General features: G+C 43.7%; 27 protein-coding genes and 1 tRNA gene. 22 read left to right on the top strand and 6 right to left on the bottom strand.

The genetic code is table 11. The features are described from left to right. Positions 1 to 185 precede the first annotated feature (185 nt). The 4 genes from R4I06_RS00420 (at position 186) to pstB (ending at position 3,476) form a co-directional block, all read left to right on the top strand. Positions 186 to 1,046, top strand: coding sequence for a 4-hydroxybenzoate octaprenyltransferase (locus tag R4I06_RS00420; RefSeq protein ID WP_334413521.1), 861 nt, complete (start codon positions 186 to 188; stop codon positions 1,044 to 1,046). A gap of 204 nt (positions 1,047 to 1,250) precedes the next feature. Further along, positions 1,251 to 2,105, top strand: coding sequence for a 4-hydroxybenzoate octaprenyltransferase (locus R4I06_RS00415; protein ID WP_334413520.1), 855 nt, complete (start codon positions 1,251 to 1,253; stop codon positions 2,103 to 2,105). A gap of 9 nt (positions 2,106 to 2,114) precedes the next feature. Beyond that, a complete protein-coding gene (locus R4I06_RS00410; RefSeq protein WP_334413519.1) occupies positions 2,115 to 2,609 on the top strand; it encodes a flavin reductase family protein in 495 nt (164 codons plus the stop codon). A 105-nt stretch (positions 2,610 to 2,714) separates the two neighbouring features. Continuing rightward, positions 2,715 to 3,476, top strand: a complete 762-nt coding sequence (gene pstB, locus R4I06_RS00405) for a phosphate ABC transporter ATP-binding protein PstB (protein WP_334413518.1) — start codon at positions 2,715 to 2,717, stop codon at positions 3,474 to 3,476. A 41-nt stretch (positions 3,477 to 3,517) separates the two neighbouring features. On the opposite strand, the gene tgt is transcribed toward pstB, so the two are convergent. Continuing rightward, a complete protein-coding gene (gene tgt / locus R4I06_RS00400) occupies positions 3,518 to 4,711 on the bottom strand; it encodes a tRNA guanosine(34) transglycosylase Tgt (protein ID WP_334413554.1) in 1,194 nt (397 codons plus the stop codon). 246 nt (positions 4,712 to 4,957) lie between these two features. Here tgt and rpmF point away from each other — a divergent pair, with 246 nt between their 5' ends. The 4 genes from rpmF (at position 4,958) to R4I06_RS00380 (ending at position 7,455) form a co-directional block, all read left to right on the top strand. Further along, positions 4,958 to 5,134: a 50S ribosomal protein L32 gene (gene rpmF, locus R4I06_RS00395; RefSeq protein ID WP_334413517.1), complete on the top strand. Its 177-nt coding sequence runs from the start codon at positions 4,958 to 4,960 to the stop codon at positions 5,132 to 5,134. An 8-nt stretch (positions 5,135 to 5,142) separates the two neighbouring features. Next, complete coding sequence (gene plsX / locus R4I06_RS00390; RefSeq protein ID WP_334413516.1) at positions 5,143 to 6,174, top strand: phosphate acyltransferase PlsX; 1,032 nt, start codon at positions 5,143 to 5,145, stop codon at positions 6,172 to 6,174. Between the two features lies 1 nt (position 6,175). Beyond that, the gene (locus R4I06_RS00385) at positions 6,176 to 7,135 is read left to right on the top strand and encodes a beta-ketoacyl-ACP synthase III (RefSeq protein ID WP_334413515.1); all 960 of its coding nucleotides are present in this window, start codon (positions 6,176 to 6,178) and stop codon (positions 7,133 to 7,135) included. Positions 7,136 to 7,299: 164 nt separating this feature from the next. Further along, positions 7,300 to 7,455: a 3-oxoacyl-[acyl-carrier-protein] synthase III C-terminal domain-containing protein gene (locus tag R4I06_RS00380; protein WP_334413514.1), complete on the top strand. Its 156-nt coding sequence runs from the start codon at positions 7,300 to 7,302 to the stop codon at positions 7,453 to 7,455. A 13-nt stretch (positions 7,456 to 7,468) separates the two neighbouring features. Here the strand turns inward: R4I06_RS00380 and R4I06_RS00375 are convergent, their stop codons facing one another. Next, the gene (locus R4I06_RS00375) at positions 7,469 to 7,906 is read right to left on the bottom strand and encodes a nucleoside deaminase (RefSeq protein WP_334413553.1); all 438 of its coding nucleotides are present in this window, start codon (positions 7,904 to 7,906) and stop codon (positions 7,469 to 7,471) included. A 127-nt stretch (positions 7,907 to 8,033) separates the two neighbouring features. On the opposite strand from R4I06_RS00375, the gene R4I06_RS00370 reads away from it, so the two are divergent. The 3 genes from R4I06_RS00370 to R4I06_RS00360 all read left to right on the top strand — a co-directional run bounded on the left by R4I06_RS00370 (position 8,034) and on the right by R4I06_RS00360 (position 11,360). Continuing rightward, positions 8,034 to 8,456, top strand: a complete 423-nt coding sequence (locus R4I06_RS00370; RefSeq protein ID WP_334413513.1) for a hypothetical protein — start codon at positions 8,034 to 8,036, stop codon at positions 8,454 to 8,456. A gap of 5 nt (positions 8,457 to 8,461) precedes the next feature. Beyond that, positions 8,462 to 9,916: a replicative DNA helicase gene (locus tag R4I06_RS00365; RefSeq protein WP_334413512.1), complete on the top strand. Its 1,455-nt coding sequence runs from the start codon at positions 8,462 to 8,464 to the stop codon at positions 9,914 to 9,916. A 361-nt stretch (positions 9,917 to 10,277) separates the two neighbouring features. Continuing rightward, the gene (locus tag R4I06_RS00360) at positions 10,278 to 11,360 is read left to right on the top strand and encodes an FAD-dependent oxidoreductase (protein WP_334413511.1); all 1,083 of its coding nucleotides are present in this window, start codon (positions 10,278 to 10,280) and stop codon (positions 11,358 to 11,360) included. 27 nt (positions 11,361 to 11,387) lie between these two features. Here R4I06_RS00360 and R4I06_RS00355 read toward each other — a convergent pair whose 3' ends face one another. Together R4I06_RS00355 and R4I06_RS00350 are read right to left on the bottom strand one after the other, a co-directional pair. After that, on the bottom strand, positions 11,388 to 12,341 hold the full coding sequence (locus tag R4I06_RS00355; RefSeq protein ID WP_334413510.1) for a hypothetical protein: 954 nt from the start codon (positions 12,339 to 12,341) through the stop codon (positions 11,388 to 11,390). A gap of 35 nt (positions 12,342 to 12,376) precedes the next feature. After that, the gene (locus R4I06_RS00350; RefSeq protein ID WP_334413509.1) at positions 12,377 to 13,231 is read right to left on the bottom strand and encodes a polyprenyl synthetase family protein; all 855 of its coding nucleotides are present in this window, start codon (positions 13,229 to 13,231) and stop codon (positions 12,377 to 12,379) included. Positions 13,232 to 13,567: 336 nt separating this feature from the next. Here R4I06_RS00350 and R4I06_RS00345 point away from each other — a divergent pair. The 3 genes from R4I06_RS00345 (at position 13,568) to ruvX (ending at position 16,146) form a co-directional block, all read left to right on the top strand. Then, positions 13,568 to 13,640 (top strand) — tRNA-Glu (locus tag R4I06_RS00345). A gap of 164 nt (positions 13,641 to 13,804) precedes the next feature. Further along, positions 13,805 to 15,592, top strand: coding sequence for a ribonucleoside-diphosphate reductase subunit alpha (locus R4I06_RS00340; RefSeq protein ID WP_334413508.1), 1,788 nt, complete (start codon positions 13,805 to 13,807; stop codon positions 15,590 to 15,592). Between the two features lie 77 nt (positions 15,593 to 15,669). Then, entirely contained in the window at positions 15,670 to 16,146 is a 477-nt protein-coding gene (gene ruvX / locus R4I06_RS00335; RefSeq protein ID WP_334413507.1) for a Holliday junction resolvase RuvX, read from the top strand. A gap of 135 nt (positions 16,147 to 16,281) precedes the next feature. Here the strand turns inward: ruvX and R4I06_RS00330 are convergent, their stop codons facing one another. Continuing rightward, complete coding sequence (locus R4I06_RS00330) at positions 16,282 to 17,562, bottom strand: adenylosuccinate synthase (protein WP_334413552.1); 1,281 nt, start codon at positions 17,560 to 17,562, stop codon at positions 16,282 to 16,284. 272 nt (positions 17,563 to 17,834) lie between these two features. Next, the gene (locus R4I06_RS00325) at positions 17,835 to 18,368 is read right to left on the bottom strand and encodes an OmpA family protein (protein WP_334413506.1); all 534 of its coding nucleotides are present in this window, start codon (positions 18,366 to 18,368) and stop codon (positions 17,835 to 17,837) included. 322 nt (positions 18,369 to 18,690) lie between these two features. Here R4I06_RS00325 and R4I06_RS00320 point away from each other — a divergent pair, with 322 nt between their 5' ends. The 8 genes from R4I06_RS00320 to R4I06_RS00285 all read left to right on the top strand — a co-directional run. Further along, a complete protein-coding gene (locus R4I06_RS00320) occupies positions 18,691 to 20,163 on the top strand; it encodes a gluzincin family metallopeptidase (RefSeq protein ID WP_334413505.1) in 1,473 nt (490 codons plus the stop codon). A gap of 32 nt (positions 20,164 to 20,195) precedes the next feature. After that, the gene (gene tkt, locus R4I06_RS00315) at positions 20,196 to 22,178 is read left to right on the top strand and encodes a transketolase (protein ID WP_334413504.1); all 1,983 of its coding nucleotides are present in this window, start codon (positions 20,196 to 20,198) and stop codon (positions 22,176 to 22,178) included. Positions 22,179 to 22,206: 28 nt separating this feature from the next. Then, positions 22,207 to 22,464, top strand: a complete 258-nt coding sequence (locus tag R4I06_RS00310) for a monovalent cation/H+ antiporter complex subunit F (protein ID WP_334413503.1) — start codon at positions 22,207 to 22,209, stop codon at positions 22,462 to 22,464. Further along, a complete protein-coding gene (locus R4I06_RS00305; RefSeq protein WP_334413502.1) occupies positions 22,461 to 22,742 on the top strand; it encodes a monovalent cation/H(+) antiporter subunit G in 282 nt (93 codons plus the stop codon). The genes R4I06_RS00310 and R4I06_RS00305 overlap by 4 nt, the downstream gene beginning before the upstream one ends. Positions 22,743 to 22,762: 20 nt before the next feature. Beyond that, a complete protein-coding gene (locus R4I06_RS00300; protein WP_334413551.1) occupies positions 22,763 to 23,779 on the top strand; it encodes a DUF4040 domain-containing protein in 1,017 nt (338 codons plus the stop codon). Between the two features lie 36 nt (positions 23,780 to 23,815). Beyond that, the gene (locus R4I06_RS00295; RefSeq protein ID WP_334413501.1) at positions 23,816 to 24,145 is read left to right on the top strand and encodes a cation:proton antiporter subunit C; all 330 of its coding nucleotides are present in this window, start codon (positions 23,816 to 23,818) and stop codon (positions 24,143 to 24,145) included. Between the two features lie 33 nt (positions 24,146 to 24,178). Further along, on the top strand, positions 24,179 to 26,119 hold the full coding sequence (locus tag R4I06_RS00290) for an Rne/Rng family ribonuclease (RefSeq protein WP_410519360.1): 1,941 nt from the start codon (positions 24,179 to 24,181) through the stop codon (positions 26,117 to 26,119). Positions 26,120 to 26,375: 256 nt separating this feature from the next. After that, positions 26,376 to 26,956: Hsp70 family protein (locus R4I06_RS00285; protein WP_334413550.1), on the top strand; the 581-nt coding region annotated here is incomplete at its 3' end.

Raw genomic sequence — 26,956 nt, 5'->3', positions numbered from 1 at the left:
TTTCCGTGTTCCCCCTGTGCAGGGGGCCTTGCTGCAGATGGCCCCGCAAAAGTATATGTGTTTTTAAAACAGGTTGAAAACGTGGTGAGGTCTTATTATTCTAAAGCCATCATTAATTGAGAAGTGGGCACTTTTTACGTGCCTCAAGTGTGTGTGAAGGTAATGAGTTGTTAGAGATAGTAAAAATGCGACGCCTATTCGTGTCGTACTGGGACCTCCTTAGAGGGCTAATAAGAAGCGATATAACGCTGCTTTCTATATTTCCGTCCTGTGCAAGTGTGGTCCTTGCTGCAAATAATAGCCTTTCAAAAATATTGTCGGCGTCTTTGCTGGTCACAATTGGTGCGGTTTTTATGCACACAATTGGCTGTGTAATAAATGACATCTTAGACAGGGATATAGATTCCAAAGTACAGAGGACGAAAAACAGGCCGCTTGCAGATGGGAGATTAACAGTAAAGAATGCTACCATACTGATAATGCTCATGCTCCCCGTTCCATGTGCTTTATTACTTTTTACGAACCCATTGACCTGTTACCTAAGTGTAATATGTGCGATTGGAGCTGCACTCTATCCATTGATGAAAAGGATTACAACATGTCCACAAATTTTTCTGGGTATTGTATGGAATTTTGGTGTTCTCATAGGTTGCGCAATAGTTGCTAATAAGCTGACCTTGGGATGCATTTTGATGTACATAGGCTGCGCATTCTGGACTGTGGCATTTGACACTATATATGCTCATCAAGATAAGGAATGCGATGCAATTTTGGGAGTAGGTAGTTCCGCACTTAAGTTTGGTGATAAAAGTCGTGCGTACATATTGGGGATGAACATTATAACCATTATAATGTGGACGTCCTGTGGAATTGTATCAAGGCTGAACTGGCCATTCTACATGTGCATGCTAGGCGCTATAGGCGTTTTCTACTATCAATATAGGTGCACAGATTTTGACAGTCCCGAAAAGTGCATGCATATGTTCTTAATGAATATACTCGCTGGGTGGTGGCTGTTTTTCGGGGTATGTTTGGGTAGCTTGTAAAGTTGATGCTTTACCGTAGTACTTTTTCTTTCGAAAGATCATCATCCAGATTTCCCGTATTTGGTGTGAGTGTTCCAGGTTTATGGTAAATATATTGGCAAAGGGAGGAGCACTGTGTAAGGTGTGACTTTCTAATCTCTGATGGTATGCCCATACTATGTGGCATAGTGTGTTTTGCGGTGTTGCTGGAGGTTGTAGAAAGAAATGCGACATATTCTGCTCTCATGTCGTGACCTAATAAGGCTCAAAAGTAGTGACATAACGTTGCTGGCCATATTACCGTCTTGTGCAAGCGTGGTTCTCGCTGCAGATAGCCTGATAAAGATATTGTCAGCGTTTTTGTTAGTGATAGTTGGCGGGCTCTCAATGAGATCTATTGGGTGCGCCATAAATGACATCTTCGACAGGGATATAGATTCTAAAGTACAGAGGACGAAAAACAGACCTCTCGCAGATGGGAGATTAACGGTAAGGAATGCCGTCATACTGGTAGTGCTCTTGCTTCCCGTTCCATGTGCTTTATTACTTTTTACGAACCTGTTGTCCTGCTACCTAAGTGTAATATGCGCAATTGGGGTTGTACTTTATCCATTGATGAAGAGGTTTACCACCTGTCCGCAAATCTTTTTGGGTATTGTATGGAATTTTGGTGTTCTAATAGGCTCTGCAATAGTCGCCAATAGGCTCACCTTAGAGTCTATTTTTCTATACATAGGGTGTGCATTTTGGACTGTCGCGTTTGACACTATGTATGCTCATCAAGATAAGAAATATGATGCAATTTTGGGATTGGGAAGTTCTGCGCTTAAGTTTGGCGACAAAAGTAGGACATACATATTGAGGATGAACCTAATAACAATTACGATGTGGTTGTCTTGTGGGATTATATCGGGGTTGAGTTGGCTGTACTATGTGTGTATACTGACCATTCTGGGCGTATTCTATTATCAGTATAGGTGCGCAGATTTTGACAATCCTGAAAAGTGCATGCATATGTTCAAGGCGAATATATACGTGGGGTGGTTACTGCTTTTCGGAGTATGTTTAGGTAGTCTGTAGAGTTTATGCATGCAGTTCGATAGTGGTGTGTCAGGAGAGCGCTTCAAAGCTTGTATGAGCAGGTTTGCCACTGGTGTGACCGTGGTTACAACTATCGATAGTGTGGGTGCAATGTACGGCGTCACCGTGAGTTCGTTTAACTCCGTATCATTAAATCCTCCTCTAGTGCTTTTTTCTATGGAAAGATCATCATCCAGATTTCCCGTATTCAGTGGATGTTCAAGGTTTATAGTAAATATACTGAGTGACGGCCAAAAAAGCATATCGGAAGACTTCGCTGAGAGAAGGGAAGGGCACTGGGAAAGATGTGACTTTCTAATCTCTGACGGTATGCCTATACTGTGTGGTATTGTGGCTTATTTAAAATGCTCCGTGTACGGCAGGTACGATGGAGGGGATCATGATATAATTGTTGGACGTGTCTTGGAATGTAATCTTCTGGATGAAGAGGATTCTCTCTTGTACTACAGGGGAAGGTACTGGATGATAGGAGATAGACTCTAGTGCAGTGTTGTGAGTATATGTTATAACTCAAATTGTCGTTTTTTGATATGTTTGCTGGGGATTGTTAATGCACCGTGTTTTTATGTATAGGGAACAGTAATTGAGATGCCTGAAGTACATGCTGTAGTTAAAAATTTAAATTTGTGGTACGACGAGAAGCAGATCCTGTTCGATATCAACCTTAATGTCTACAGGAGAGAAGTTACTGCGTTCATAGGGCCTTCAGGATGTGGGAAGTCTACGGTTTTGAGATGCTATAATCGCATGAACGACTTCGTTTCGAATTGCATAACCAGTGGGTCTATTTTTGTCGACGGGGTAGATGTTTATGCACCGGGAACGAATGTTGCTTTGTTGAGGGCCAGCGTGGGCATGGTGTTTCAGAAGCCCAATCCGTTTCCCAAGTCTATATACGACAATATAGCTTATGGTCCAAAGTTGCATGGTATGGCAAGAAGTAAGAAGAAACTTGACGACATAGTTGAGGAGAGTTTGAGGAATGTTGGTCTGTGGGAAGAGCTGCAGGGCAGACTGCGTGACGATGCTTATAAGCTCTCAGGTGGGCAGCAGCAGCGGTTGTGTATAGCGCGTGCTATTTCGGTTAAGCCTACAATGTTATTGATGGATGAGCCATGTTCAGCACTTGATCCAGCCGCGACAGTTGTGGTTGAAAATCTCATAAAGGACCTAAAAAAGAAGTTTACGATAGTTGTTGTTACTCACTCTATTAAACAGGTACAGAGAATATCGGATAGGGTGGCCTTTTTTGGTGCTGGTAAGATAGTTGAATACGGTATAACCAAAGAAGTATTCAATAACCCCAAGTCACAAGAAGTTAAGGAATATTTGTCAGGCAACAACTTCTAGAGTACGGATATCAGCGAATTTTATCTCCCCCACTTTTAGACTTAGCCCATGCGTATGCCTTCACACCACAGTGCCAGCTCTTTTTCTAATGTTTTACTTGCGATAGCTCTTCTAATCAACTGCATAACGTTATTCATGAAGTGTATGTTGTGTATCGTGAGGAGTGTGTACGCCAAAAGTTCTCGTGCTTTTAATAAGTGATGCAAGTACCCAGTAGAGTGGGTTTTGCATGTATAGCAGGTGCAACACTCTTCTATAGGGTTAGTGCTATTCCTAAATTCTGCGTTGTTCAGGTTTATATATTCTTTTGAGCTAACATTCCTGTTTTGTGGTTTGACTAGCGCAGAGCCATGCCTTGCTATTCTTGTGGGGTATACACAGTCAAAAGTATCTATTCCGTACAGCGCCCCCTGAAATACATCCACTATATTACCAATGCCTAGAAGATGTACCGGTCTTTTTTTATCCAATAACTCGTTGGTCATTGATACTGTGTCGTACATCTCTGATTTACATGCGCCTAGAGAACCTCCTATCGCATTTCCGAAGAAATTTGAGTTATTGGCAAATTCACAACTTTCCCTTCTCAAATCACTATATACTCCTCCCTGTACAACGCAATACAGTGCCTGTGTATAGTCATTAAAGTTTTCAAAAGCGGTAAGTGACCTTCGAGCCCACCGCGTACTTAAACGCATTGACTGTTTTGTGTATTCGTAGCTCGTATGGAAGGGTGTGCACTCATCTAGTACCACAACAAGGTCGGCTCCTAGCTTGCGTTGAATATCCATGGATACTTCCGGTGTTAGGTAGTACGTCTTGCCATTTATGTGTGACCTAAATCTTGCTCCGTCTTCATCTATTTTTAGCAAGGAAGCGCGATTTGTTTTACGCTTATTCTTGAGTTCTTCAGATACAGAGCCGTATCCAAGGCTGAAAATCTGATATCCTCCAGAATCCGTTAGCATTGGGCCATTCCATCCCATCATTTTGTGAAGACCGCCCAATGACTGAATTACATCTTCTCCAGGCTGAAGTGCCAGATGGTAGGTGTTCGATAGTATAATTTGTGTCCCACATTCACGTACAGCACCCATAGGTAGCGATTTTATAGATGCTTTTGTAGCGCAGAAAATAAAGGCGGGAGTATGCACTATCCCATGTGGTGTATGTAGGATTCCTATGCGGGCTTTATTGTATTCAGAGAGTACTTTGAAGCTGAAGTTTTTGTACACTATTTGCACATGCTAATAAAACAACCTGGTAATAGTAGCAGTTAGCTATTCCAGTGCACCAAAAAAGTTAACTTGCGGGATATGAGAGCTAAAGGCCAGGGGAGGCCACTGTAGATAAGTATGACTCACATTTTTGCTTGATATGCGGGGCACAATGAGTGAAAAGCTTCGCACAACTTAAAAGTGCTGTTGCCAATGCTCGTTTTCTAAGTGATAATCGATGGTTTCGTCAATGTGGGTTATGTAATGGCTGTACCTAAGAGAAAGAAATCGAAGTCGCGACGCAATATGCACAGGTCTCATCTTGGATTACAAGCTCCAAATGTTCTTGTTGATCCCACTACAGGTGAATATAAACTTTCGCATCATGTGTGTCTTGGCGGATATTACAACGGTAAACAAGTAGCGAAATCTAAGGTGTAGTTGTTAACATGAATAGTTCTGATGGAAGTGTATCTGTAGCGCTTGATGCTATGGGTGGTGATTCGGCTCCTGAGGCTGTAATAGGTGGAGCAGATCTTGTGTTATCCGGAGAGATTCCTTGCAATTGTAAAGTTCACTTTAGCATATACGGGAAAAAGGACGTTGTGCTACCCATTATAGACAAATACAAGAGGGTAAAAGAGAACAGCATTTTCATAGATGTACCGGGGGTGGTTCTTGCGTCTGACAAGCCGTCTTTCGCGTTGAGGCATCGCAGGAAAACCAGTATGTGGAATGCGATAGAAGACCTAAAGAAGGGTTTGGTGTCCTGTGTAGTGTCAGCAGGTAACACGGGAGCTCTTATGGCAATATCAAGGTACATTCTAGGTACTATGAATAGCATAGATAGGCCTGCAGTAGCAGGTTGTATGCCGTCCAGGGATGGTAAGTTTGTAATTCTGGATTTGGGCGCCAGCATAGAGTGTGGTGCGGATATTCTGTTTCAGTTTGCGGTAATGGGGGCCGCGTACGCAAAGGTAGTGTTGGGTATACAAAATCCAAGAGTAGGGCTTCTCAACGTAGGGGAAGAAGAATCGAAGGGAACATATGTTGTGCAGGAGGCGTCTTCTCTGCTCAAAGGGGCCACTTCTACGATAAATTTTCATGGTTATGTGGAGCCCGATGATGCGTTTTTAGGAGAAGTTGACGTGGTTGTTACTGATGGATTTTCGGGTAACGTGATGCTCAAGACAGCAGAGGCTGCAGGCAGGTTTACGGTTCACGTGTTCAAGGAAATACTGAAGTCTTCTCTAATTTGTAAAATAGCTTCATGTTTTATTTCTTCTGCCTTAAAGAAGGGCATGAGGTCCTTGAATCCAAAGGAGTACAACGGTGCCGTCATGCTGGGGTTGAATGGCGTTGTTGTAAAAAGTCACGGAGACAGTGATGATATTACTTACGCATATGCCATCAAAGTGGCTGTTGATGCAGCGCGCAACAACATCATATCAAAAATTGCTTCAGAGATAAGTGCGATTTGATATGAAGGCCATTTTGAGAGGTACCGGGCATTTTCTGCCTGAGAATGTGGTAACAAATGACGATTTGTCGAAGATGGTGGATACCACTGATGAGTGGATAGTTAAGAGAACTGGAATCAAGAGTAGACATATTGCCGGTCCACAGGATACTACGTTACATATGGCTTCAGAAGCGGCTGCATGTGCAATAAGAGATGCGGGAATCTCTGCTTGTGATGTAGATCTGATAGTGGTTGCCACATCCACTCCTGACAGGACACTTCCGAGTGTTGCAACTATGTTGCAAAGTAAGCTTGGATGTACAAATGCGTATGCGTTCGACATAAATGCTGCCTGCTCGGGTTTTGTGTACGCACTTTCGGTAGTTGATTCCTTAATCAAGAGCGGTCAGGCGAGGGTGGCATTGGTGGTGGGAGCCGAGGCGATGTCAAAAATCGTGGACTGGGAAGATAGATCAACTTGTGTGTTATTCGGTGATGGCGCAGGTGCGTGCATTTTGGGAGTTGACGAAAATGCGGGTGATAGGGGATTTATCTCCACTATTCTTAGGTCTGATGGAAGCCTAAGTGACATATTGTATACCGATGGAGGAGTTTGCACTACCAACACTGCGGGGCACATACGAATGAAGGGACCTGTACTGTTCGAACATGCAGTAATTAGGCTATGTTCGGTGATTAGAGATATTCTGGACAAAACTGGTATCAGCATCGACGACATTGATTGGTTCATTCCCCATCAGGCAAATGTTCGCATAGTAGACCTGGTAACCAAAAAACTTAACTTTCCGAATGACAGAGTTGCGTTGTATATAGAAAAGCATGCAAATACATCCGCTGCATCTATACCTTTGGCGATGCATTTCATGAGAAAAGAAGGCAAACTGCTGGAAGGACAGCTCGTGCTTTTTGCAGCTATGGGCGCAGGTTTTACCTGGGGAGCTAGTCTACTTAGGGTATGAGCAGAGTTGCGTTGTATATAGAAAGGCATGGCTAATACGTCTGCCATCTATACCTTTGGCGATTCATTTTATGAAAAAAGAGGGCAAACTGCTGGAAGGACAGCTCGTGCTTTTTGCAGCTATATGGGAGCAGGTTTTACCTGGGGAGCTAGTCTATTTCGAATATGAGCAGAGTTGCGTTGTATATAGCAAAGCATGCAAATATATCCGCTGCATCTATACCTTTAGCGATACATTTTATGAGAAAAGAGGGCAAATTGCTGGAAGGACAGCTCGTGCTTCTTGCGGCTATGGGAGCAGGTTTCACTTGGAGTATTTAGGGTGTAAGTAGTATCATTTGCGTATTTTCTGAAAGAAGGTTTTTAGTATCTTCGAATTCTCTTCTTCAAAAAAACCTCCGTACACTTCAGGCACGTGGTAGCAGTGCTTAAATATTCTTGCTCCATTTTCTATTCCTCCCAGCCTTGCGTTGTACGCTCCGAAGTATATTCTCCTGATTCTCGCAAAAGATATTGCTTGGGCACACATCGCGCATGGTTCGAGAGTGACATATATATCGCAGTTATTTAATATAATGGAACGCAGCTTTGTACAGGCTTCTCTTATCGCTAAAATCTCGGCATGTGCCGTAGGATCAACCTTGTATGAGGTAAGGTTATGAGCTTGCGATATTATAGTGTCGCAATTTACTACCACAGCTCCCACTGGGACTTCTTCTGTACTCTTCAAAGCCTCTTCCATTGCTAGTTTCATGTAATCTGAGGCATTCATAATGAGTTTGCGATCTTCATCCAAAGTTATACACTCCTGATAAGTGTGGGAGAGCAATGATATCCATGTCTTTTTCATTTTAACACATTGTGTTAGAATAGGTATATGCCCTTATCTCGTGATTAAAATGGCTTTCAAGGTTCTTGGTGGTGTCCTTATAATTATGCTTGCGTGCCTTGGGCTTTGGTGCCTGCGTGCGGGCTGTGCCTACATATATAGGCGTATAAGCGTTATTTTTCAGGAGCATGATGAGGAAGAGCAGCTCAGTGATGAGGAAAAGCATAAATTGTATCTGGAAAAGAAAAACAGGGAGCTTGCCAGAGAGCGAATTGCAATTCAAAATACGAAGCAGAGCAGTGTTGAGTACGAGAATCCTGTCAAAATAGTTGGGTTTATGGAACCCATAGGTAGGTGGACCAGGCTAGTTATGTCTGAGAAGCATCAGAGGCTTATAGGTGTAGATCAAAGTAGACTTAGGAATGGATTCTGGCAGATGTTGGTGAGCATGAAGGGCATGTATCAAGGTAAGCATAGAGGAAGATCTAGGTAGATGGCGTGACTTCGACAGGAAAATTACAGGAGAAGAGTTTGCTGGAAAACATATCTAGTCTTCCTAACAATATCGAGGCTGAGCAATTACTAATCGGTGCCATGCTGCGCGATAACAGGATTTGTGATGCTCTTGAGGACATGATAAGCACGGATGTGTTTTTCGACCCTTTACACAGGCGTATTTTTGACCAGATAGTAAAGATAAATAAGAGAGGCCTTTCTGCAAATGAGATTAGCCTCAAAATGTTTTTTGATAATGACGAAGCCCTTATTGAAAGTGGAGGTGCGGAATATTTAGCGAAAATTGCCGCCAAGGCTAGTGTCATTTTTGACATCAAGAGTGTTGCCAAGGTGGTTTTTGATGCACATATCAGGCGATGTTTGATTTCTTTGGGCAATGACGTCGTTTCTAATGCGTATGACTATGACTTTGACAATTCTGCAGAGCAACAGATAGAAGACGCATCACAAAGGCTATTTTTGTTGGGTACCAGAGGCAAATCTGACAAGAATTATCATAGATTTTCTACTTTGATAGAAGGTGTCAGAAAGAAAATAGAGTCTGCTCGCGGCGACGCCGGAGTGTTGCAGGGAGTGACTGTGGGCTTCAAAGATTTGGATGGCATACTAAATGGGCTGCAAAATTCTGATCTTATAGTTCTCGCAGCGCGTCCTTCCATGGGAAAAACTGCTATGGCACTCAATATGGCGTTGAACGCGTGTAAATCTTTGAGAGAGCAGGGTAAAAGTGTGGGCTTTTTCTCTTTAGAAATGTCTGCTGAGCACATTGCATCCAGGATCATATCCATTGAGTCAGAAATTAGCTCATATAAGGCACTATCGGGGAAGATAAGCAACACAGATCTACAACATGTGCTAAAAGCTAGCGAAGATATATGCGATCTGCCATTTATCGTAGATGATTCTTCTGTACTGTCCATTAGTGCCCTCAGGACGAGGATAAGGAGAATGCATCAGCTCTACAATGTGGGGGTAGTTTTCTTAGACTATCTGCAATTAGTAAAAGGTACGACAAAAAGAAGCGGAGAAAACAGGGTGCAGGAAGTATCGGAGGTAACTCAGGGCTTGAAAGCTATAGCAAAGGAGCTAAACATTCCTTTGGTAGCGCTATCTCAATTGTCTAGGCTTGTAGAACAACGTGATGATAAGAGACCTCAGCTATCAGATTTGCGGGATTCGGGAAGTATAGAACAAGATGCCGATGTCGTGATGTTTTTGTACAGGCAAGAATACTACGAGTTGAGAAAACAACCACCTGAAGGGACGTCAAAGCATGCGGAATGGCAACTGAAAATGGATGCCATTAGCAATATAGCGGACGTTTTTGTCTCTAAGCAGAGAAATGGCCCCATAGGAAATGTAAGGCTGTTTTTTGAACCGGAAAAGGGTAAGTTTCGAGATTATACAGCACGTTATGACATGTACGGGGTTGATTAGAGAAAAACTTCCCGTTCGTACTGTCAGTGTATGTGTTCAAAATAAAAAGTCATGGCTGCATCGCTACAATTTTCAGATTACACTGTAGCGGCGCTTAGGTGTGTAGGTTCTTTTTTGTGGTCTCCGGAGATTGTTTTTGAACCGGGAAAGGGTAAGTTTCGAGATTATACAGCACGTTATGACATGTACGGGGTTGATTAGAGAAAAACTTCCTGCTTTCATCCACACTGTTGGTGTATGTGTTCAAAATAAAAAGTCATGGCTGCATCGCCACACTTTTCAGGTTACACTATAGCGGCACTGAGGTGTGCATGGACCGCCCTAAGTAGTTTTTTGTATTTCATGTTTTCTGTGAGAAATTATGGCTAAAACTGCCGGTATTGTAGGAGCAGGGTTAATAGGTAGGATATTGGCTCTAAGGCTGATACGTGAGGGGTGGAATGTAACCATTTTTGATAAAGATGATACAGGTGGGAGAAAGAGCTGTGGCTTTATTGCAGGAGGTATGCTTTCTCTGTATTCTGAGGCGGAGATCATAGGAGATCTTGTAGTGCAATTGGGCCAAAAGTCTATTATTCTTTGGCCGGAAATTCTTTCTTTTCTGGGTGTTGAAAGCTACCTCAGGGTTCTCGGCAGTGTGATTGTTGCACATGCCAGTGATTTGTCAGACCTAGAAAGAGTATGTTTCATGGTGAGACGCAGGTTTCCAGAGATATTTAGTGACTTGTGTATCACAGACAACATTTGCGAGTTGGTTCCAGGACTATCAGTTTCACATGGCGTACACATCAAAGGTGAAGGAGACATAGATAGTATGCGTCTTTTTCGTAGCCTAGAGACTGCGTTAAAGAGCCTAGGGGCAATATGGAGAAGTCACACAGCTGTCAGAGAAGTTTCACCAGGTAAGATAGTGGGTGATGAAGGGTCGTGCCATTTCGATTTTGTTTTTGATTGTAGAGGCATAGGTGCAAGGTGCGACATAGAGGGCCTGCGGGGAGTAAGAGGAGAAGTGATATTGGTTCGTGCTCCAGGGGTCACAATTGAATTTCCCACCCGTATGATGCACCCACGATACAGCATATATGTTGTACCAAGGCCAGATAATACGTTTCTAATTGGTTCCACGGAGATAGAGAGTTGTGATTTTTCTGAAATTTCTGTGCAATCTGTGTTAGAGATGCTTTCTGCTGCATATTCCCTTCACAGGGGATTTGCAGAAGCGAGGGTGTTGGATATGATGACAGGTTGCAGGCCAGCATTTTCTGATAATCTCCCGAGACTATTTGTGGGAGAAGGCATTATGAGGATAAATGGTCTGTACAGATATGGGTACCTAGCAGCCCCTGCAATGGTAGAGGAGGTAATGTTGTACTTGAAAGGAAGCTGTGGTGACTATCCAGCCTTATACCGTAGCCTCAAATCCGAACAAGAGGCATGTTTCTAGAGACTATGCGTCGAGTTTGCCACAGTTTTATTCTTGCGTGCTGCGAGCGATTTGCAAATCCAGTATGCTCACACCTTTATAGTGTGCACCGCCTACATTGAACCCCTTGAAAAATTCTGGGGGTACTATAATCGATCTTGCAACATCAGACCTCAAATCTACTGCTCCCAAATCAAAGGCTAAAGGCATTTCCCTAGCTCCTATAGTGAACTCTCCGGTTTTACCCTGCGTTACTAAATCACCATTCAAATCACGAATTTTATACGTGACAGAAACTTTATCCCCGCACCTTGCAATCGTGATCGGGTCCTTCTTAGGCGAATTATTTCCCTTGTCGAATATCATGAAGCCCTTCATAGCATTAGTAGGATATCCAGTATTGTTGATGGACTTTACTGATATGTAATGATGACTTACGGCATTGCCGTCGCTATCTGTAACTGTTACAACCCTGCTGCCATTTTTTCTCATGCCTGCTAGCGAGTAATTTACCTCAGCAATCTCATGCGTTCCTATCTTCAAAGTAGATGGCACAACCTCCCCTGAGAAAGGCATTTTACTAGGGTTTATGGACTCCTTTATCGCAGATGCAGGAAGCTTTCCCAAAAGCTGTTTCGAAGCAGCTTTCAAAATCGACGTAGAGCCAGACATAACATCAGATACAGGAACACTGATCACTATTGCAGAGACCTCCTGCCCACACATTGCTTCAGGACCTTCACCGGATTCCACATCTATGAACGAGAAATCGCTTACAGGAAAAGCACGTGACTTCAGTTCTAGAAGGTACTCTTCCATGCCTTGATCCTTGAGATACTTGTCTATCCTGGACTCCACAATAGGTCTTAATATGGTTGCACCAAGCTTATACCCCAAGCTTTCTGTGTTACTAGAAAATGTTCTATAAGGCTTCTCTGCGGAGGTAGAGATAACGCTCACTTCAGCAAAATTTAGAGCTGCTTTAGCTACCAAACCTAACACAAAAACTACGGCGACACCGCCAAGTATACAACGTATTATTTTCCCCATGTTACCGAGTCTTCCATAAACGCAACAAACTCCTTGAGGATTGTAACATCTCTGTCTAATTTTTCTAGATGACTTTTACATTTGCACAACATTTCGTCTATATATGCGACGGTCTTTTCCACCCCCAAAATGCAAGCCATGTTTGAGTGTGCCTTATCTTCTTGCACGTCTTTTAAGTCGTCGTTTGCCTGAAATACCTGCCCCAGTGTCATGCCGTATTCAGATAGTATTTTGACTTCTTCGGGGCTTGCGCCGCCGAGTATTGCTCCAGCCTCACATGAAGCTGAAAAAAACATAGCGGTTTTAGATTTGTGCATTATGCATATAGCTGTGTCTTTCGATTCAGAGAATTCAAGCTCTGCTATATCCATAGCTTGTCCACCTACCATACCACTATGGCCACATGCTCTGGATATTAATTCTATAATCCTACATCTGGTAGAATATTCCTCGTCCATTGAGGAAAGTAACTCAAATGTCAGAGTTAATAGAGCATCACCAGTGAGAAGTGCTATTGCCTCACCAAATTCTTTGTGGCAACTGTTCTTCTGCCTCCTGATTGGTGCATCATCCATGGAGGGGAGGTCATCATGTATCAGAGAGTATGTATGCATAACTTCAATTGCTACACACAGTGGCAGGGTTTTTTCAAGTGCCGCGCCAAAAGCCTGCGCTGATGAACTTGCAAGGAATGAGCGCACACATTTTCCCGGGTTTTCTAGAGTATATGCAAGAGCCTGTGCGAGAATTTGAGATGGGCAACGATCTACTATTTTGCTCGATACAAGCTCCAGTAATGAGTTTCTCAACAAAACCGAAAAACTCTCTATACGCTTTCGCATTTACACCCTAAGATAGTGTATGAAAAATACAGGTGCCAGAGTATACAGGAGTTTTGCTGTATTTCCAGAACTTTGCGCGAGCACATGTTTTACAGTGTAAAATGTGTCGCTATGGACCCTGTCGCAAAAATTATTGCGGAATAATGAAAATTTTTCTTCAGCGCTTTTGCAAGAAGTAGTATCTACTACTATGAGTTGAGTTACGGTATTAGTATAACCTACTTTGGAGTGTGAAAAGTTTTCGTTTCTTCAAGAAAGGTTATGTAGTACTGTGACGGTTGTAGGAATTTTGTTTGACTATTAGGTGGCTGATGAATTATATAGTGGGACTGTCATGACTCCTTCGTCTAGTGGTCTAGGACACCACCCTTTCACGGTGGTAACGCGGGTTCGACTCCCGTGGGAGTCACTCCCAGGGCCGTTATGTGTTTTGGGATATGCTAGGGGAATTCGTTTCAGTTTACGTTTCTTTAATAGTTTTGAATGGAGTATGAGGGGGTATTCTGCCTTGTGACATAGTGCGTGGTGTATTCTTGAGTTTTTGGGTAATGTAGTCGTGTGGAGTGTGCTAGAGTGTCGCGGATTGTTATAGATTACAGTCGTGACAGCCTGTTGACCAATTTTGGTAAGGCTGTTTTGTCTGACAGATACCTGATGGATAATGAAGATTATCAGCAGCTTTTTGCCCGTGTTGCGGAGTATTACTCCGACGATGCTCAGCATGCACAGAGGCTGTACGACTATATGAGTAAGCTGTGGTTTATGCCTGCTACTCCTATACTGAGCAACGGTGGTACAAGCAGGGGGCTGCCGGTGTCGTGCTTCTTAAACGAAACAGAAGATAGCTTGGTTGGAATACTGAATCTGTGGAACGAAAATGTGTGGCTTGCTTCTCGTGGTGGAGGCATAGGTAGTTATTGGGGCAATCTGCGTTCCATAGGAGAAAAAGTGAGGGGCAGTGGTAAAACCTCTGGTATAATTCCATTCATAGTGGTGCAGAATGCTCTTACTTTGGCCATAAGTCAGGGTTCATTGAGACGAGGAAGTTCTGCGGTGTATCTTCCCGTATGGCATCCAGAGATAGAGGAGTTTTTGGACATAAGGAGACCTACTGGCGGTGATCCCAACAGGAAGGCATTGAATATTCATCATGGTGTTTTGCTAAGTGATGAGTTCATGATTGCTGTAGAGAAAGACAAGCAGTGGGATCTCATCAGCCCGAAGGATAACAGTGTGATATGCACGGTGAGGGCGCGGGATCTATGGATAAAAATCCTGACCACAAGAGTTGAGACTGGCGAACCGTACATTGTGTTTGTCGATACGGTTAACAGGACTAAGCCAAGTATATACAAGGACCTGGGATTAGAGATCAAAATGTCTAACCTGTGCACCGAGATAACATTGGCCACAGGGGAGGATCACTTGGGCAATTCTAGGACTGCCATATGTTGTCTGTCCTCCTTGAATTTGGAATATTATGACATGTGGAGCTCAAATCCCATCTTCATAGAGGATGTGATGAGGTTCTTAGATAATGTGCTAGAGGATTTCATACAAAAGGCGCCTCCAGAGATGAAGAGGGCGAAATATTCCGCTATGAGGGAGCGGAGTATAGGGCTGGGAGTCATGGGATTCCACTCTTTTTTGCAGAGTAAGATGGTTCCATTTGAGTCTTTCGCGGCTACAATGTGGAATAAGAGGATTTTTTCACATTTGAAAGCTCAGGCTGATGAGGTCTCTCGCAAGCTTGCTGCTGAAAGGGGGGCATGTCCAGATGCTATAGATGCCAACAAGTTGGAGAGGTTTGTGCACAAGCTTTCTGTAGCTCCGACAGCTTCTATATCAATTATTGCAGGCAATACATCGCCAGGAATAGAGCCGTATGCAGCGAATGCGTTTACGCATAAAACTCTTACGGGGTCTTTTGTGGTGCGTAATAAGTTTTTACAAGAGCTGCTGAAGTCAAAGAATCGTGACAATGATCAGGTTTGGTCTTCTATTTCCACAAACGAAGGTTCTGTACAGCATCTTGATTTCCTTACTCCGCACGAGAAGCTTGTGTTTAAGACAGCGTATGAGATGGATCAGAGGTGGGTTATCGAACACAGTGGTGATCGCACTCCTTACATTTGTCAGGCGCAATCCGTGAATGTGTTCTTATTAGCGGGTGTACACAAGAGGTATTTGCACAAAGTGCATTTCCTTGCATGGAAGAAGGGTGTGAAAAGCCTTTATTATTGCAGGTCTAAGTCACTCCAGCGGGCCGATAAAGTATCTCATGATGTGGGCAGTCAGGCTGTTAAGTCGCCTGTGCAGCTTACTGATTTCAGCTATGATGAGTGCCTTGCTTGCCAGTAATAGTAATGGTGGGCACGTTCGGTCGTTTCTTCCTTGTGGGTGCCTTTTAATTTGAAGGAAAGGGAGGGCCTTACTTAATGCTGATCAATGATGTGGGGTACTTCTTTTCCCTCTTGTCCAGTAGTAGGGTAATGTGTATAGATTTCGGAGAGAAGACTATGGGCATTGCGCTTAACGAGGGCAGTGTAGCTATGCCACTATGTGTTTATGATAGACGCAATACAAGGCAAGATCTGGGAGAATTGTGTGCCATCTTTAGGGAAAAGAAAGCAGGTGGCATAGTTATGGGTCTGCCACTTGAATCCGATGGCAGGGAAGGTCGCATGTGTGAGTTGGTGAGGGTATTTGCTGCCAAGCTTGTAAAAAAAATAGGGGCTAACGTATATTTACATGACGAAAGATACACCACTGCGGCGGCCAGCAAGATGACGGAAAGTGTGGGAATGCGTAGAAAAAAGTCACAAAAAATAGACGATATGATATCGGCAGCCCTAATCTTGCAACAGGTTTTGGATATCGCGAAAACCAAAGGCGTACAACTCAGTATTAATTGAGTAAAGACAGTACGTGATTTCTATCGGGACCTGTAGATATAAGATTTGTTAGCGTGCCTATAAACTTTCCTATTTCTCTTATGCACCTAAGCGCATTAGTTGGGAGTTCTGAGGCAGAAACTGCTCCTATCGGCATTAGTTGAGTAAAGACAGTACGTGATTTCTATCGGGACCTGTAGATATAAGATTTATTGGCGTGCCTATGAACTTTTCTATTTCCCTTATGTATCTTAGAGCGTTAGTTGGCAGTTCTGAGGCAGAAACTGCTCCCAATGTATTCGAACACCAGCCAGGAAAAGTCTCATATATAGGCTCCAGCTCTTCCTGTATGTGGTGGGCAGCCGGTAAATAGTTATAGTGTTTGGTTCCGTGCTTGTACCCTACACATACTTTTATCTCGTGCATTGTATCCAGTACATCTAACTTGGTCAGAGCCACCTCAGATACGCCAGATAGCTGTACAGCATGACGCACCAATACCGCGTCAAACCAGCCACATCTACGTTTGCGGTTGCTTACAGTACCAAACTCGCGTCCTCTAGAGACAAGAATATCGCCCACTTCTCCCACTTCCTCTGTCACGAAAGGACCATTTCCTACTCTCGTGGTATATGCTTTCGCCAAACCTATAACGCGCATATTGCCAAGTACTCCAACGCCGCAACTGACCTGCACGAAAGTTCCCAGCGTATTACTAGATGTAACATATGGGTACGTCCCGTGGTCTACATCTAAAAGTGCTCCCTGGGCACCTTCAAACAATATGGTTTTGTCCTGCATATACAAATCATATATGATCTCTCGGACATTTCTTATGAAAGGAAGAATTTCTTCCGATATAGACAGAAGTTTGTCCAAAACTTCCTGCACGCGTAATTCGTCCCTGTTTGATGCCTTCCTAAGAAGATTATGATAAGAAAGCAAGCACTCAACCTTATCTCTCAGTGATTCAGTATGTAGTAGATCACACACTCTTATAGAGCGTCGACCAACTTTATCTTCATAGCACGGACCTATGCCCATATGGGTGGTTCCTATAATTTTGCTTCCGCGCACCTCTTCCAGTATGAGCTCCGTTTCTCTATGGACATCTAGTACTAAAGGACAAGTTTCTGATATGTGCAATCTCTGCGGATCAACTTCAATTCCATCACTCCTAATATTCTCAATCTCCTTAAGTAGTAGGTGCGGATCCAGCACTACGCCACCACTTATTATGGACTTTTTATTCTCTCTGAGGATGGAGGAGGGAAGCAGACTCAGTTTGTATACCTTGTCCTCTACAACTATCGTATGTCCCGCGTTACTTCCACCTTGAAATCTAACAACTGCATCGGCATCTACGGACAGCCAGTCTACAACTTTACCTTTTGCTTCATCTCCCCACTGGAGCCCAACTACTACTATACATGCCATAGAATGCTCGAAAAAAACACCTGGCCAAGCTAGCAAAATAAAGAAATGGTGTCAAACAATGTTTACCTATTAAAGGTGCGAATGAAGGCTTATACCTAAAGTGCCTACGTTAGGTACACAACAAGCTATACACCAAAAAAATGGCACACCACACAACTTCCTACCCGCAACAGGTTACACAGCGCTTGCCCCTTTCTTTCAACGCGATGCGCAACTAGTACCCTACTTTGCCCCGCCATCTGTGATTTCTAAACTTTTGCAGCACAAGTAACTCACGCCGCTGGTTGCTGCGTTGCTTGAAGCACCAGGTGTGACATATCGCCCATGCCTGCCTCGCCTTTGCTAACGAACTTTACAGTTATAACTGCTCTCCGATTATGAGAATGCGCATCTTCTGCATCTGTACTGTCGCTTGAATACACAAGCACTTCAGGTTCGCTCTTTCCCTTTGTGTACGTAACCACCCGCGTCGCAAGCGACTTATCACAACTTACTATAAACTCCTTTACAGCATTTGCTCTCTTTTCCCCTAAAGCAAGGTTATACTCATCCGTACCAACAGCGTCTGTGTGCCCTACCACAGTCAAGTACATGTCCTTGTTATACTTCATCTGCTCAACAAGCTCCAGTATCAGCCTTTTTCCTGAAACCTTAAGATCATACTTCTCAGAATCGAAAAAAACCTTCTCAACCCGTTCCGCACCGAAATGCACACGATCGAGACGCAACTTCTCTGTGGGGAAAAAGGTAAAACATCCTGCAGTAGCAAAAAGTGCAAGGAGGCATAATAGCCTGCGTACCAGCATAAAAACTCCCTCCCGTACCAATGATTTCAATGTTAGAGTATCGACAAAATAAACAATTCCACCCTTCTGGTCCGATGATTACTTAAAACTGCATCAAGTCAAGGAAAATAATTTTTCCGTATTAGACTATATTGTTGTGGCTTTAGTCGTTATGTATGATAAAAAAGTAGTGTGCCTTTACAGGGGCGATAAAGGTGTATCTGTAATTGTGCAATTGATAGTGTGCATCGCAAGTACAGGTGTTGGTAGGTGTCCATTCGTATGTTGGGCGTCACGTGTGTAGGTGAACGATGCGTTAATGTAAAAATGTGAAGCTTGGGTTATGAAAAACTACGAATTTTTAGAGCAGGTATTTATCAAAGTTCGCCACATTAGTGAGATTATGGAGGGACTTTACCGCAGCAAAATGTGCGGTGCAGACGAAATTCTTGATAAAATCAACACGCTACGGGAAATAAGACAAGACATAATAGACAGCGATGTTGTGTCTGAAGCTATTGGCACTGCGTTGTCCAATAAAAGGCAGTTGGGAGACTGGGAAGTAGCCAATCTGTATTGTATCAGCAGGATTCATAGAATCTTGAAGGGGGTACCCGTAGGCTTGTCGTCATCGCTAGCCAAGGCCAAGATGGACTGTCTAAGTTCATGGACGCTATTCTCAGAGGGAAGAGAATCTCTTCAAAATGTTGTTGGTACGTTGTCTGAAGTGGTGAAATTGTCTTCTGAACTTGCATCCGTTAAATCCTCTGACATGGGTGTGGAAAATAAGTATGACGTCATGCTCAAATCTTATGACGGAGACATGGATACAAAGCGTGTTGATGAAGTTTTTACGGATTTAGGCGCGTTTTTCAGGCAGTTTTTTGGCGAAGTTTTAGACAGGCAAGGGCGCAACAAAGTGCATGTGGCAAAATCTGTGCCACTGGATAGACAAAAGGCATTTCACGAGTACATAAGGGGAACCATGTGTTCGGGAGTTGATGTTCCTGCAGAGGCGCTATGTTGGGATTCTCTTAATCTAGTGGAGTGGCCAGATGAATGTGTATTCTACGATGAGTCAGACTACAGAACGGGCCTAAGGGGGACGCTCGAGAGCATTGGAAGGTTTTTGTATCAGGCACATTTACCGAAGAAATGGATATCTCAGCCTGTGGGAAGGGTTTCCGGTAGCGTTATGTACGAGGCTCAGGGACTTATTATGTCTCTTCATTTACTGATGGAAGAAAATTTCTTTGAGTTTATGCTGCCGATGTTGAAAAAACATTTTTCTTTTCGCAGCAGAGTTGCCGATATGAACAATGTAAGGTTGTATCTTTTGGGTGTTGACTCAGACGTGCTAATGAAGAGGGCTAGTGAAGTTACTTCCCTCGCTCATGTGATGCTGCGTTACGCACTAGAAAAGGAGATGATAGATGGTGATTTGAGTGCGAGTGATCTACCTGATGCGTGGATGCAAGGCATGAAGTACTATTTTGATAAGGTTCCTGCGAATGAAATGGAAGGATTCCTGCAGGACGATTATTGGGCTAGGGGGATTTTTGGTTATCTGCCCGCCAGAGTGTTGGGAGCGATAGTTGCTGCGCAGATCTTTGCTGCAATGAAAAACCACAAGACAGATATCTTTGCGAACGTGAAGAACGGGGATTTTACCAGCGTCGTATCTTGGCTGAATAGGTATGTGTATTCCAATGGTAGTAGATACGGAAGCACTATGATGCTGAAGAAGATTACAGGTCGCAGGGTTGATGTAGACTCTTACAAGAATTACCTAGTAGGAAAATATCTGGGTATGTGAGGATAGTTGTGAATTGTAGCAATAGCGGATCAATGTTCAGTTCTCACAGTGTTATGGCGAATGCCATAAGGATGTTGTCTGTGGATGCGATATACAAAGCAGCTTCAGGGCACCCTGGAATGCCCTTGGGCATGGCGGATGTTGTTACCGTCTTGTTTGCGAACTTTATGAAATTCAGTGTAGATGATCCGCGTTGGATAAATAGGGATAGATTTGTACTGTCCAATGGGCATGGTTCTATGCTCATATATTCTGTGCTGCATCTACTTGGATATATAGGCATTGAAGATATAAAAAATTTTAGGCAGTTGCACTCGAGAACCCCTGGGCACCCCGAATACGGATGTACGCCGGGTATCGAGGTAACGACTGGTCCTCTAGGTCAGGGATTAGGTTGTGCCGTAGGATTAGCTATTGCGGAACGCGTGCTGGCTGAAAGGTATGGTACGGATATCATGGATCACTACACATATGCCATGGTAGGTGATGGATGTCTTATGGAGGGAATAAGCCACGAGGCGGCATCTTTGGCGGGTCACTTAGGATTGGGGAAGCTTATTGTCTTATTCGATGATAATGGGATTTCTATAGACGGCAAGACGGAGCTTGCTACCTCTGATAATGTGCTTACCAGGTTCAATAGTTACGGATGGGATACATGGGAAGTAGACGGGCACGACTATGAGCAGGTGTACGCGGCTATTGCGAGTGCTAGGGAGACTGATAAGCCATCTATCATTGCATGTAAGACTGTCATAGGTAAATTCATGCCGTCCAAAGAGGGCACATCTTCTGCCCACAGTTGGCCCTTTTCTGAGGGTGATGCGGCTGCTGTTAGAGAGTCATTGGGGTATCAAACTACAGCGGCTTTTGAGATTGGAGAGGAGGTTAGAGAGCTGTGGAGAGTAATAAGGGGGCGTGCAGAAGCTGAATATCAGTCTTGGTGCGCGAAATATAGGAATGGTAAAGGCTTTGCGGAATTGACTGCCGAATTTACTGACGGATTGCCAGCGGATGTTCTTTCGGGGTTAAGGGAACTTAAAAAATCTTTTTGTGATGCATGTTACTCAGAGGCTACTAGAAAGTCATTCGGTAGAGTTTTGGAGTTCTTATCTCTAAAAACTCGCAAACTTGTGGGTGGATCGGCGGATCTGACTTCTTCAAATAACACAAGATCACCGTCTATGACTCATATAAATAGGAATAAGTTTTGCGGTGAATATATACACTATGGGGTGAGAGAACACGCCATGGCGGCATGTATGAATGGAATGGCTCTTCATGGTGGGGTTATACCTTACGGTGGCACATTTTTAGTATTTTCTGATTACTGCAGGCCAGCTATAAGGTTGTCTGCTCTCATGGGTATACAGGTTTTATACGTAATGACCCATGATTCCATAGGTGTTGGGGAGGATGGTCCTACACATCAACCTGTTGAGCATCTGGCTTCATTGAGGGCTATACCTAACCTGTACCTGTTCAGGCCTGCGGATGCAGTTGAGGTATTGGAGTGTTGGGATGTTGCATTGCGAATAACTGATGCGCCATCTATGTTTGTGCTGTCAAGACAGGGAGTAAAGCCCATACGCAGTGATTATTCAGATGACAACCTTTCGGAGAGAGGGGGATATATCTTGCGTGATTCTGAGGGCTATCATCGCGTGACGATTATGGCCACCGGGTCAGAGGTTGGCATTGCCTTAGGAGCTAGGGATATACTGCAGAAGGAATACCACACGGGTGTGAGGGTTGTTTCCATCCCTTGTGATAGGATTTTTGACGTGCAGGGGCGGGAATACATTTTCGGTATACTAGGCGAAAACGTGTTAAAAGTGGCAGTGGAGGCGGCTTGCTCCATGAGTTGGCATAAATACATAGGTGAGAATGGAGTATTTATAGGGATAGATCAATTTGGTGCGTCAGGAAAATGTGAAGATCTGTATGCGCATTTCGGTATTACTGTGAAAGTTCTGGTAAACAGGGTATTGGAAAGACTTTGTCCAGACGCGTAGCTTGAAATATAAAAAGTGGGACTGAAGCATGATTTTTTTAACTATTGCGATACTTTTTTGTGCAGCATGTACTTTGGTTAGAGCAGTAAGTGTTACTGGGTTATGTGACAGAGTGCTCGCGCTTAATATGTTCAATACGTGTGTTGTACTCATGATTATTATGATGGGTGCACTGCTCGACATTGGGGAATATCTCATTGATATATCCTTGATGTACGCATGCGTTGGGTTGGTGTACTCTATAGGGTTTGCTAGATTTTTTTTGTATGGAGGGTGGGATAAGTGATTTCTTACCTTGGCATGGCGGTCATGGGGGCAGGGGTGCTTTTCATAATGCTGTCTATTGTGGGCATTGTAGTTCTGCCTGATTTTTGTTTGAGGATACACTCAGCGGGTATAGTTGATTCTGTGGGCATGGTGCTCGTTATTTTGGGTCTGGGCATGTACTATGAGTTTTCTATCTTTACGATAAAACTTTTAGTTCTTTTATGTCTGCTATTGATCACGAATGTAACTATGTGCAGCATTTTGTCTAATGTAGCGTGTAGTACAAATATCAAATAGTGTGAAGGGTTTACTCTGTGATGTCGCATGGTATGGAGATAATAGACTGTACGTTGTTGGGTTTTCTAGTTTTCATTGCTGTTGCGGTGGCGTTTTCTAAAGACATTTTAGTCAACACTTTGCTTATGTCTGCTTTTAGTTTGACTAATGCCACGTTATATCTAGTAATGAATGCTCCAGATGTGGCAATGACGGAAGCGGCAGTGGGCGCTGGCTTTACAACAGTATTGCTGTTGATCGTGATTTCTTACTTGAAACGTAGTAACACAGCAGTGCGTGCAAAGTTTAGTAAGGTTATCATGACAGGGCTTACGGCCACGGCAGTTTTCCTACTCTTGTTATATGTTGTGATGGATCTTCCGGAATATGGCTATGCTGGGTCTCCTGCTAACGTTGGTGATGCAGCGCATTATGTGAGAGATGCCTATAAATACACCGGTATTCCCAATCTTGTGACCTCGATTTTAGCAAGTTTTCGGGGTTATGATACCCTTTGCGAGACGATAGTTATTCTGAGTGCTTCCATGAGCATATTTTTACTCTTAGGAAGAAATGGGGAATTCACCGAGAAGGAAGGGAATTTACTGCGAGATAATTATGCATTGAGGTGCATTTCTTCATTCATGTTTGCCGTTATCCTGGTGTATGGATTTTATGTGCAAACTCATGGAGATTATGGACCTGGTGGAGGATTTCAGAGTGGAGTAATATTCGCATCCGCAGTGGTCTTGTACGCCCTGATGTATGGCAACAGGACTGTAGCAAAAGTGCTCCCGGAATCTCTTGTACGTATCGGATCTTCCACGGGTGTGTTGGTGTATATTGTGGTAGGCATGGTTTCGCTAATTTTGGGAGAGAAGTTTTTGTCGTACATCTTCCCTGTATTAGACCCCGTTCACGGACAGGAGCAAGGCGTGTTTATCGTGGAGTCTGGTGTGGGGCTGGCTGTGTTTGGATCTTTTGTCAGTATTTATTTTGACTTTTCATCATGGAAAAATAGATATACACTTGCGGAGCGAGAGTCGTTTCACTCATGATTTTAGTGGGTAAGGTGTATTAAAGAGACTACAGGAATGGAAGAGAGGCTTGTGTTTTTTGTTGAGCGTGCCAATTACGTAGTTTCTTTTTTGCTCATGGTTGTGGGCTTGTTTATCGTTATAGTTAATGACAGCCGTGTTAGAAGACTGATCGGACTTTGTATTTATCAATCTTCTGTGCTCCTATTTTATATTTCGTTAGGCTATGTGGGGGGTGCTAGTGTTCCTATACTGTCTCCTGGTGCTGAGATAGAGTACAACAACCCCCTGCCTAGTGTTCTTATGTTGACGGCCATAGTCGTAGGTGTTGCAACTATGGCTGTGGGGCTTGCTATGGTGATTATGATAGAGGCAAGAGACTCTTAGGGATTATTAGTTTTTGCGTGTGTGCTGACATGGATGGGGCACGACGCGTATGGGATTTTATATTGGCAGGTTTTTGTGTCTAGTGGTGGTGCAGGTAAAAGGATACTGGTTGATGCTGTATATGTCGATGAGATAAGGGTAGCGGTACTCGATGGTGGTAAGGTTGTCGAGTTTGACCAAGAGCTAAAGGATAAAAAACAACTCAGAGGTAATATATACCACGCGGTAGTGAAGCGTATAGAGCCTTCTCTTCAGGCCGTATTCATAGAATATGGAGTGGGGAAGCACGGGTTCTTACCTTTTTCAGAGATAGCTGTGAATTATTATCAGCTTCCGGATGAGGAAAAGGAGGCATTACTTCAGAGTGTGTATGGAGATGAGGTTGATGAGGAGAGTGCTGTTTCAAACGTTGAAGCCAACGTTGAAGCTGACGAGCAATCTCCTGGCGAAGATGCAGTTCCAGAGGCAGTCCCTGAGGTGGGTGCTGACGCGGAGTGTGTAGATCGTCCCAGCAACAAAAGGAGTGGTAAGAGTGGTGGCAAAGGGCCCAGCCATAAGTATAAGGTGCAGAACGTAATAAAAGTCGACCAAGAGCTGATGGTGCAGGTAATTAAGGAGGAACGCGGCAATAAGTGCGCTACGTTCTCCACCTATGTGGTTTTGGTGGGCAGATACTGTGTGCTAATGCCTAATTCCGGTACCAAACACAGCGGCATTTCCAGGCGTATAGAGGATTGTGATAGCAGAAAATGCTTAAAGGAAGTTTTGAGCTCTATGAAGCTGCCCAAGGAGTGCGGGGTCATAATACGGACTGCTGGAAGCAGCAAGGGGCAGAAAGAAATAGAGCAAGATTTACGGTATCTGCAGTCACTTTGGAGTGAAATCTCCGAGAGCTGTGCGTCTTTAGAGGCACCCGCGTTACTATATGCAGAGGCAAACATCATGCAGAGGGTGCTCAGAGATTTCTGTGATGAGAGTACTCATGATGTTGTTGTGGCAGGGGATGAGGCTTTTAATAAAGTCAAGGAATACGCAAGGTCGATGTTTGGGAACAAGTTGCGTGTCAGAATGTACAAGGGTGCTATTCCCATTTTTACCCACTACAGGGTGAATGCTCAGATTCTTGAGCTATACACGGATAAGGTTCACTTACCTTCGGGAGGATATCTAGTCATTACTCCTACAGAGGCTTTGGTTTCTGTGGATGTAAATTCAGGCAGGATGACAGGAGAGGATAGCATAGAGGAGACTGCCTACAAGACGAATATGGAGGCGGTGAAAGAGATTGCTAGGCAGGTAAATCTGAGGGGATTATCGGGCCTTATAGTGGTAGACTTTATAGATATGGTAAAGTACAGGTACTGCAGGGCGGTAGAGGCTGAAGTAAGGGAGGCATTCAAGGGAGATAAGGCTAAAATCCAGTTTGGGTACATCAGTGCGTTTGGATTGATGGAGATCTCGAGGCAGAGAGTTAAGCAGAGTATTCTTGATACAAATACTGTGCAGTGTTCTCATTGCAAGGGTGTTGGTAGGGTCAGATCTTTGGAGTCCATATCTGCGGATATTCTAAGGGACATCAGATATCTCGCTAACAAGAACTGTGAAAAGGTAATTGTGGTTGTTGTATCTCCAAAGGCGTTGTCACACATATTCAATAGTAAGCGTAAACACGTCAGCGACATAGAAAGTGAATTCAGGGTACTTGTAAGGTTTGATGTTGATGAGAACATGCCAATATCTGGGTTTAGTATACGCGCTGAAGGGGGATATGTTAGCAATAACGAAGGCCTTATGAATTCTCAGGTTGTAAATGGGTCTTCAAGGAAAGTAGATGTCGAGGATTCTCCTGCTGCAAATTCTGCACATAATGCTGCTGCACAGCAACAGGATACACAGCAGGCTATCGAGGTTAAGGCGTATTCTGCGACGTGGGTAAGTAGGTGGTTGGCACGTATTTTTGATGCGGCTTCATGAGTTAATCCCTCGTTTAATGCAGTGTGGCAAAGCAACAGAATACACAGCAGACTGTTGAGGTTGGAGCGTGTTCTGCGATGAGCGTAATCTGACAGCAAGCTTTTTTTTTCTTTAGGAACTTGAATAGTGGGATGGTATGTCGGTGCAAGACATTACCTTAGAGGTGTATTTTTCTAATAATTTAAAGATGGGGTTGTAATCTTGGTTTTAGGTGATTATATCTACCGTATCTGGGTTTTTGTATGAGGGTGTAGCTATGGCGGCTGAGCGTATAATAGGTATAGATTTGGGTACTACTAATTCCTGTGTCGCTGTTATGGAAGCGGGTACCGCGAAGGTAATAGAGAACAGTGAGGGGTCAAGGACTACTCCCTCTGTTGTGGCTTTCACGGAAAGTGAGAGGTTAATTGGAGAGTTAGCAAAGCGTCAAGCGAATATCAATGCTCAGAATACCATATACGCGAGTAAGAGAATCATAGGACGTAAATACGACGACATGCGTGACGTTCAGTGCGCGTATGAAATATTTCCCTCAAAGAACGGAGACGCTTGGATAAAAGCAAGGGGTGAAGGGTATTCCCCTGTTCAGATTGGTGCATTTATTCTGGAAAAAATTAAAGAAACCGCGGAGAGATATTTTGGAGCTCCTGTAAAGAAAGCAGTGATCACTGTTCCCGCGTACTTTAACGATGCGCAACGTCAGGCTACCAAGGATGCCGGCACCATAGCGGGGTTAGATGTAGTTCGTATAATAAACGAACCTACTGCAGCGGCTTTAGCATACGGTTTAGATAAAGGCACAGGGCAGAAGAAGGTTGTAGTATATGACCTTGGTGG

Source organism: Anaplasma bovis (assembly GCF_036903315.1).
In the GTDB taxonomy this organism is placed as follows: domain Bacteria; phylum Pseudomonadota; class Alphaproteobacteria; order Rickettsiales; family Anaplasmataceae; genus Anaplasma; species Anaplasma bovis.
Note: the sequence above shows the minus strand (reverse complement) of the source record. Positions and strands in the feature narration are given on the sequence as shown.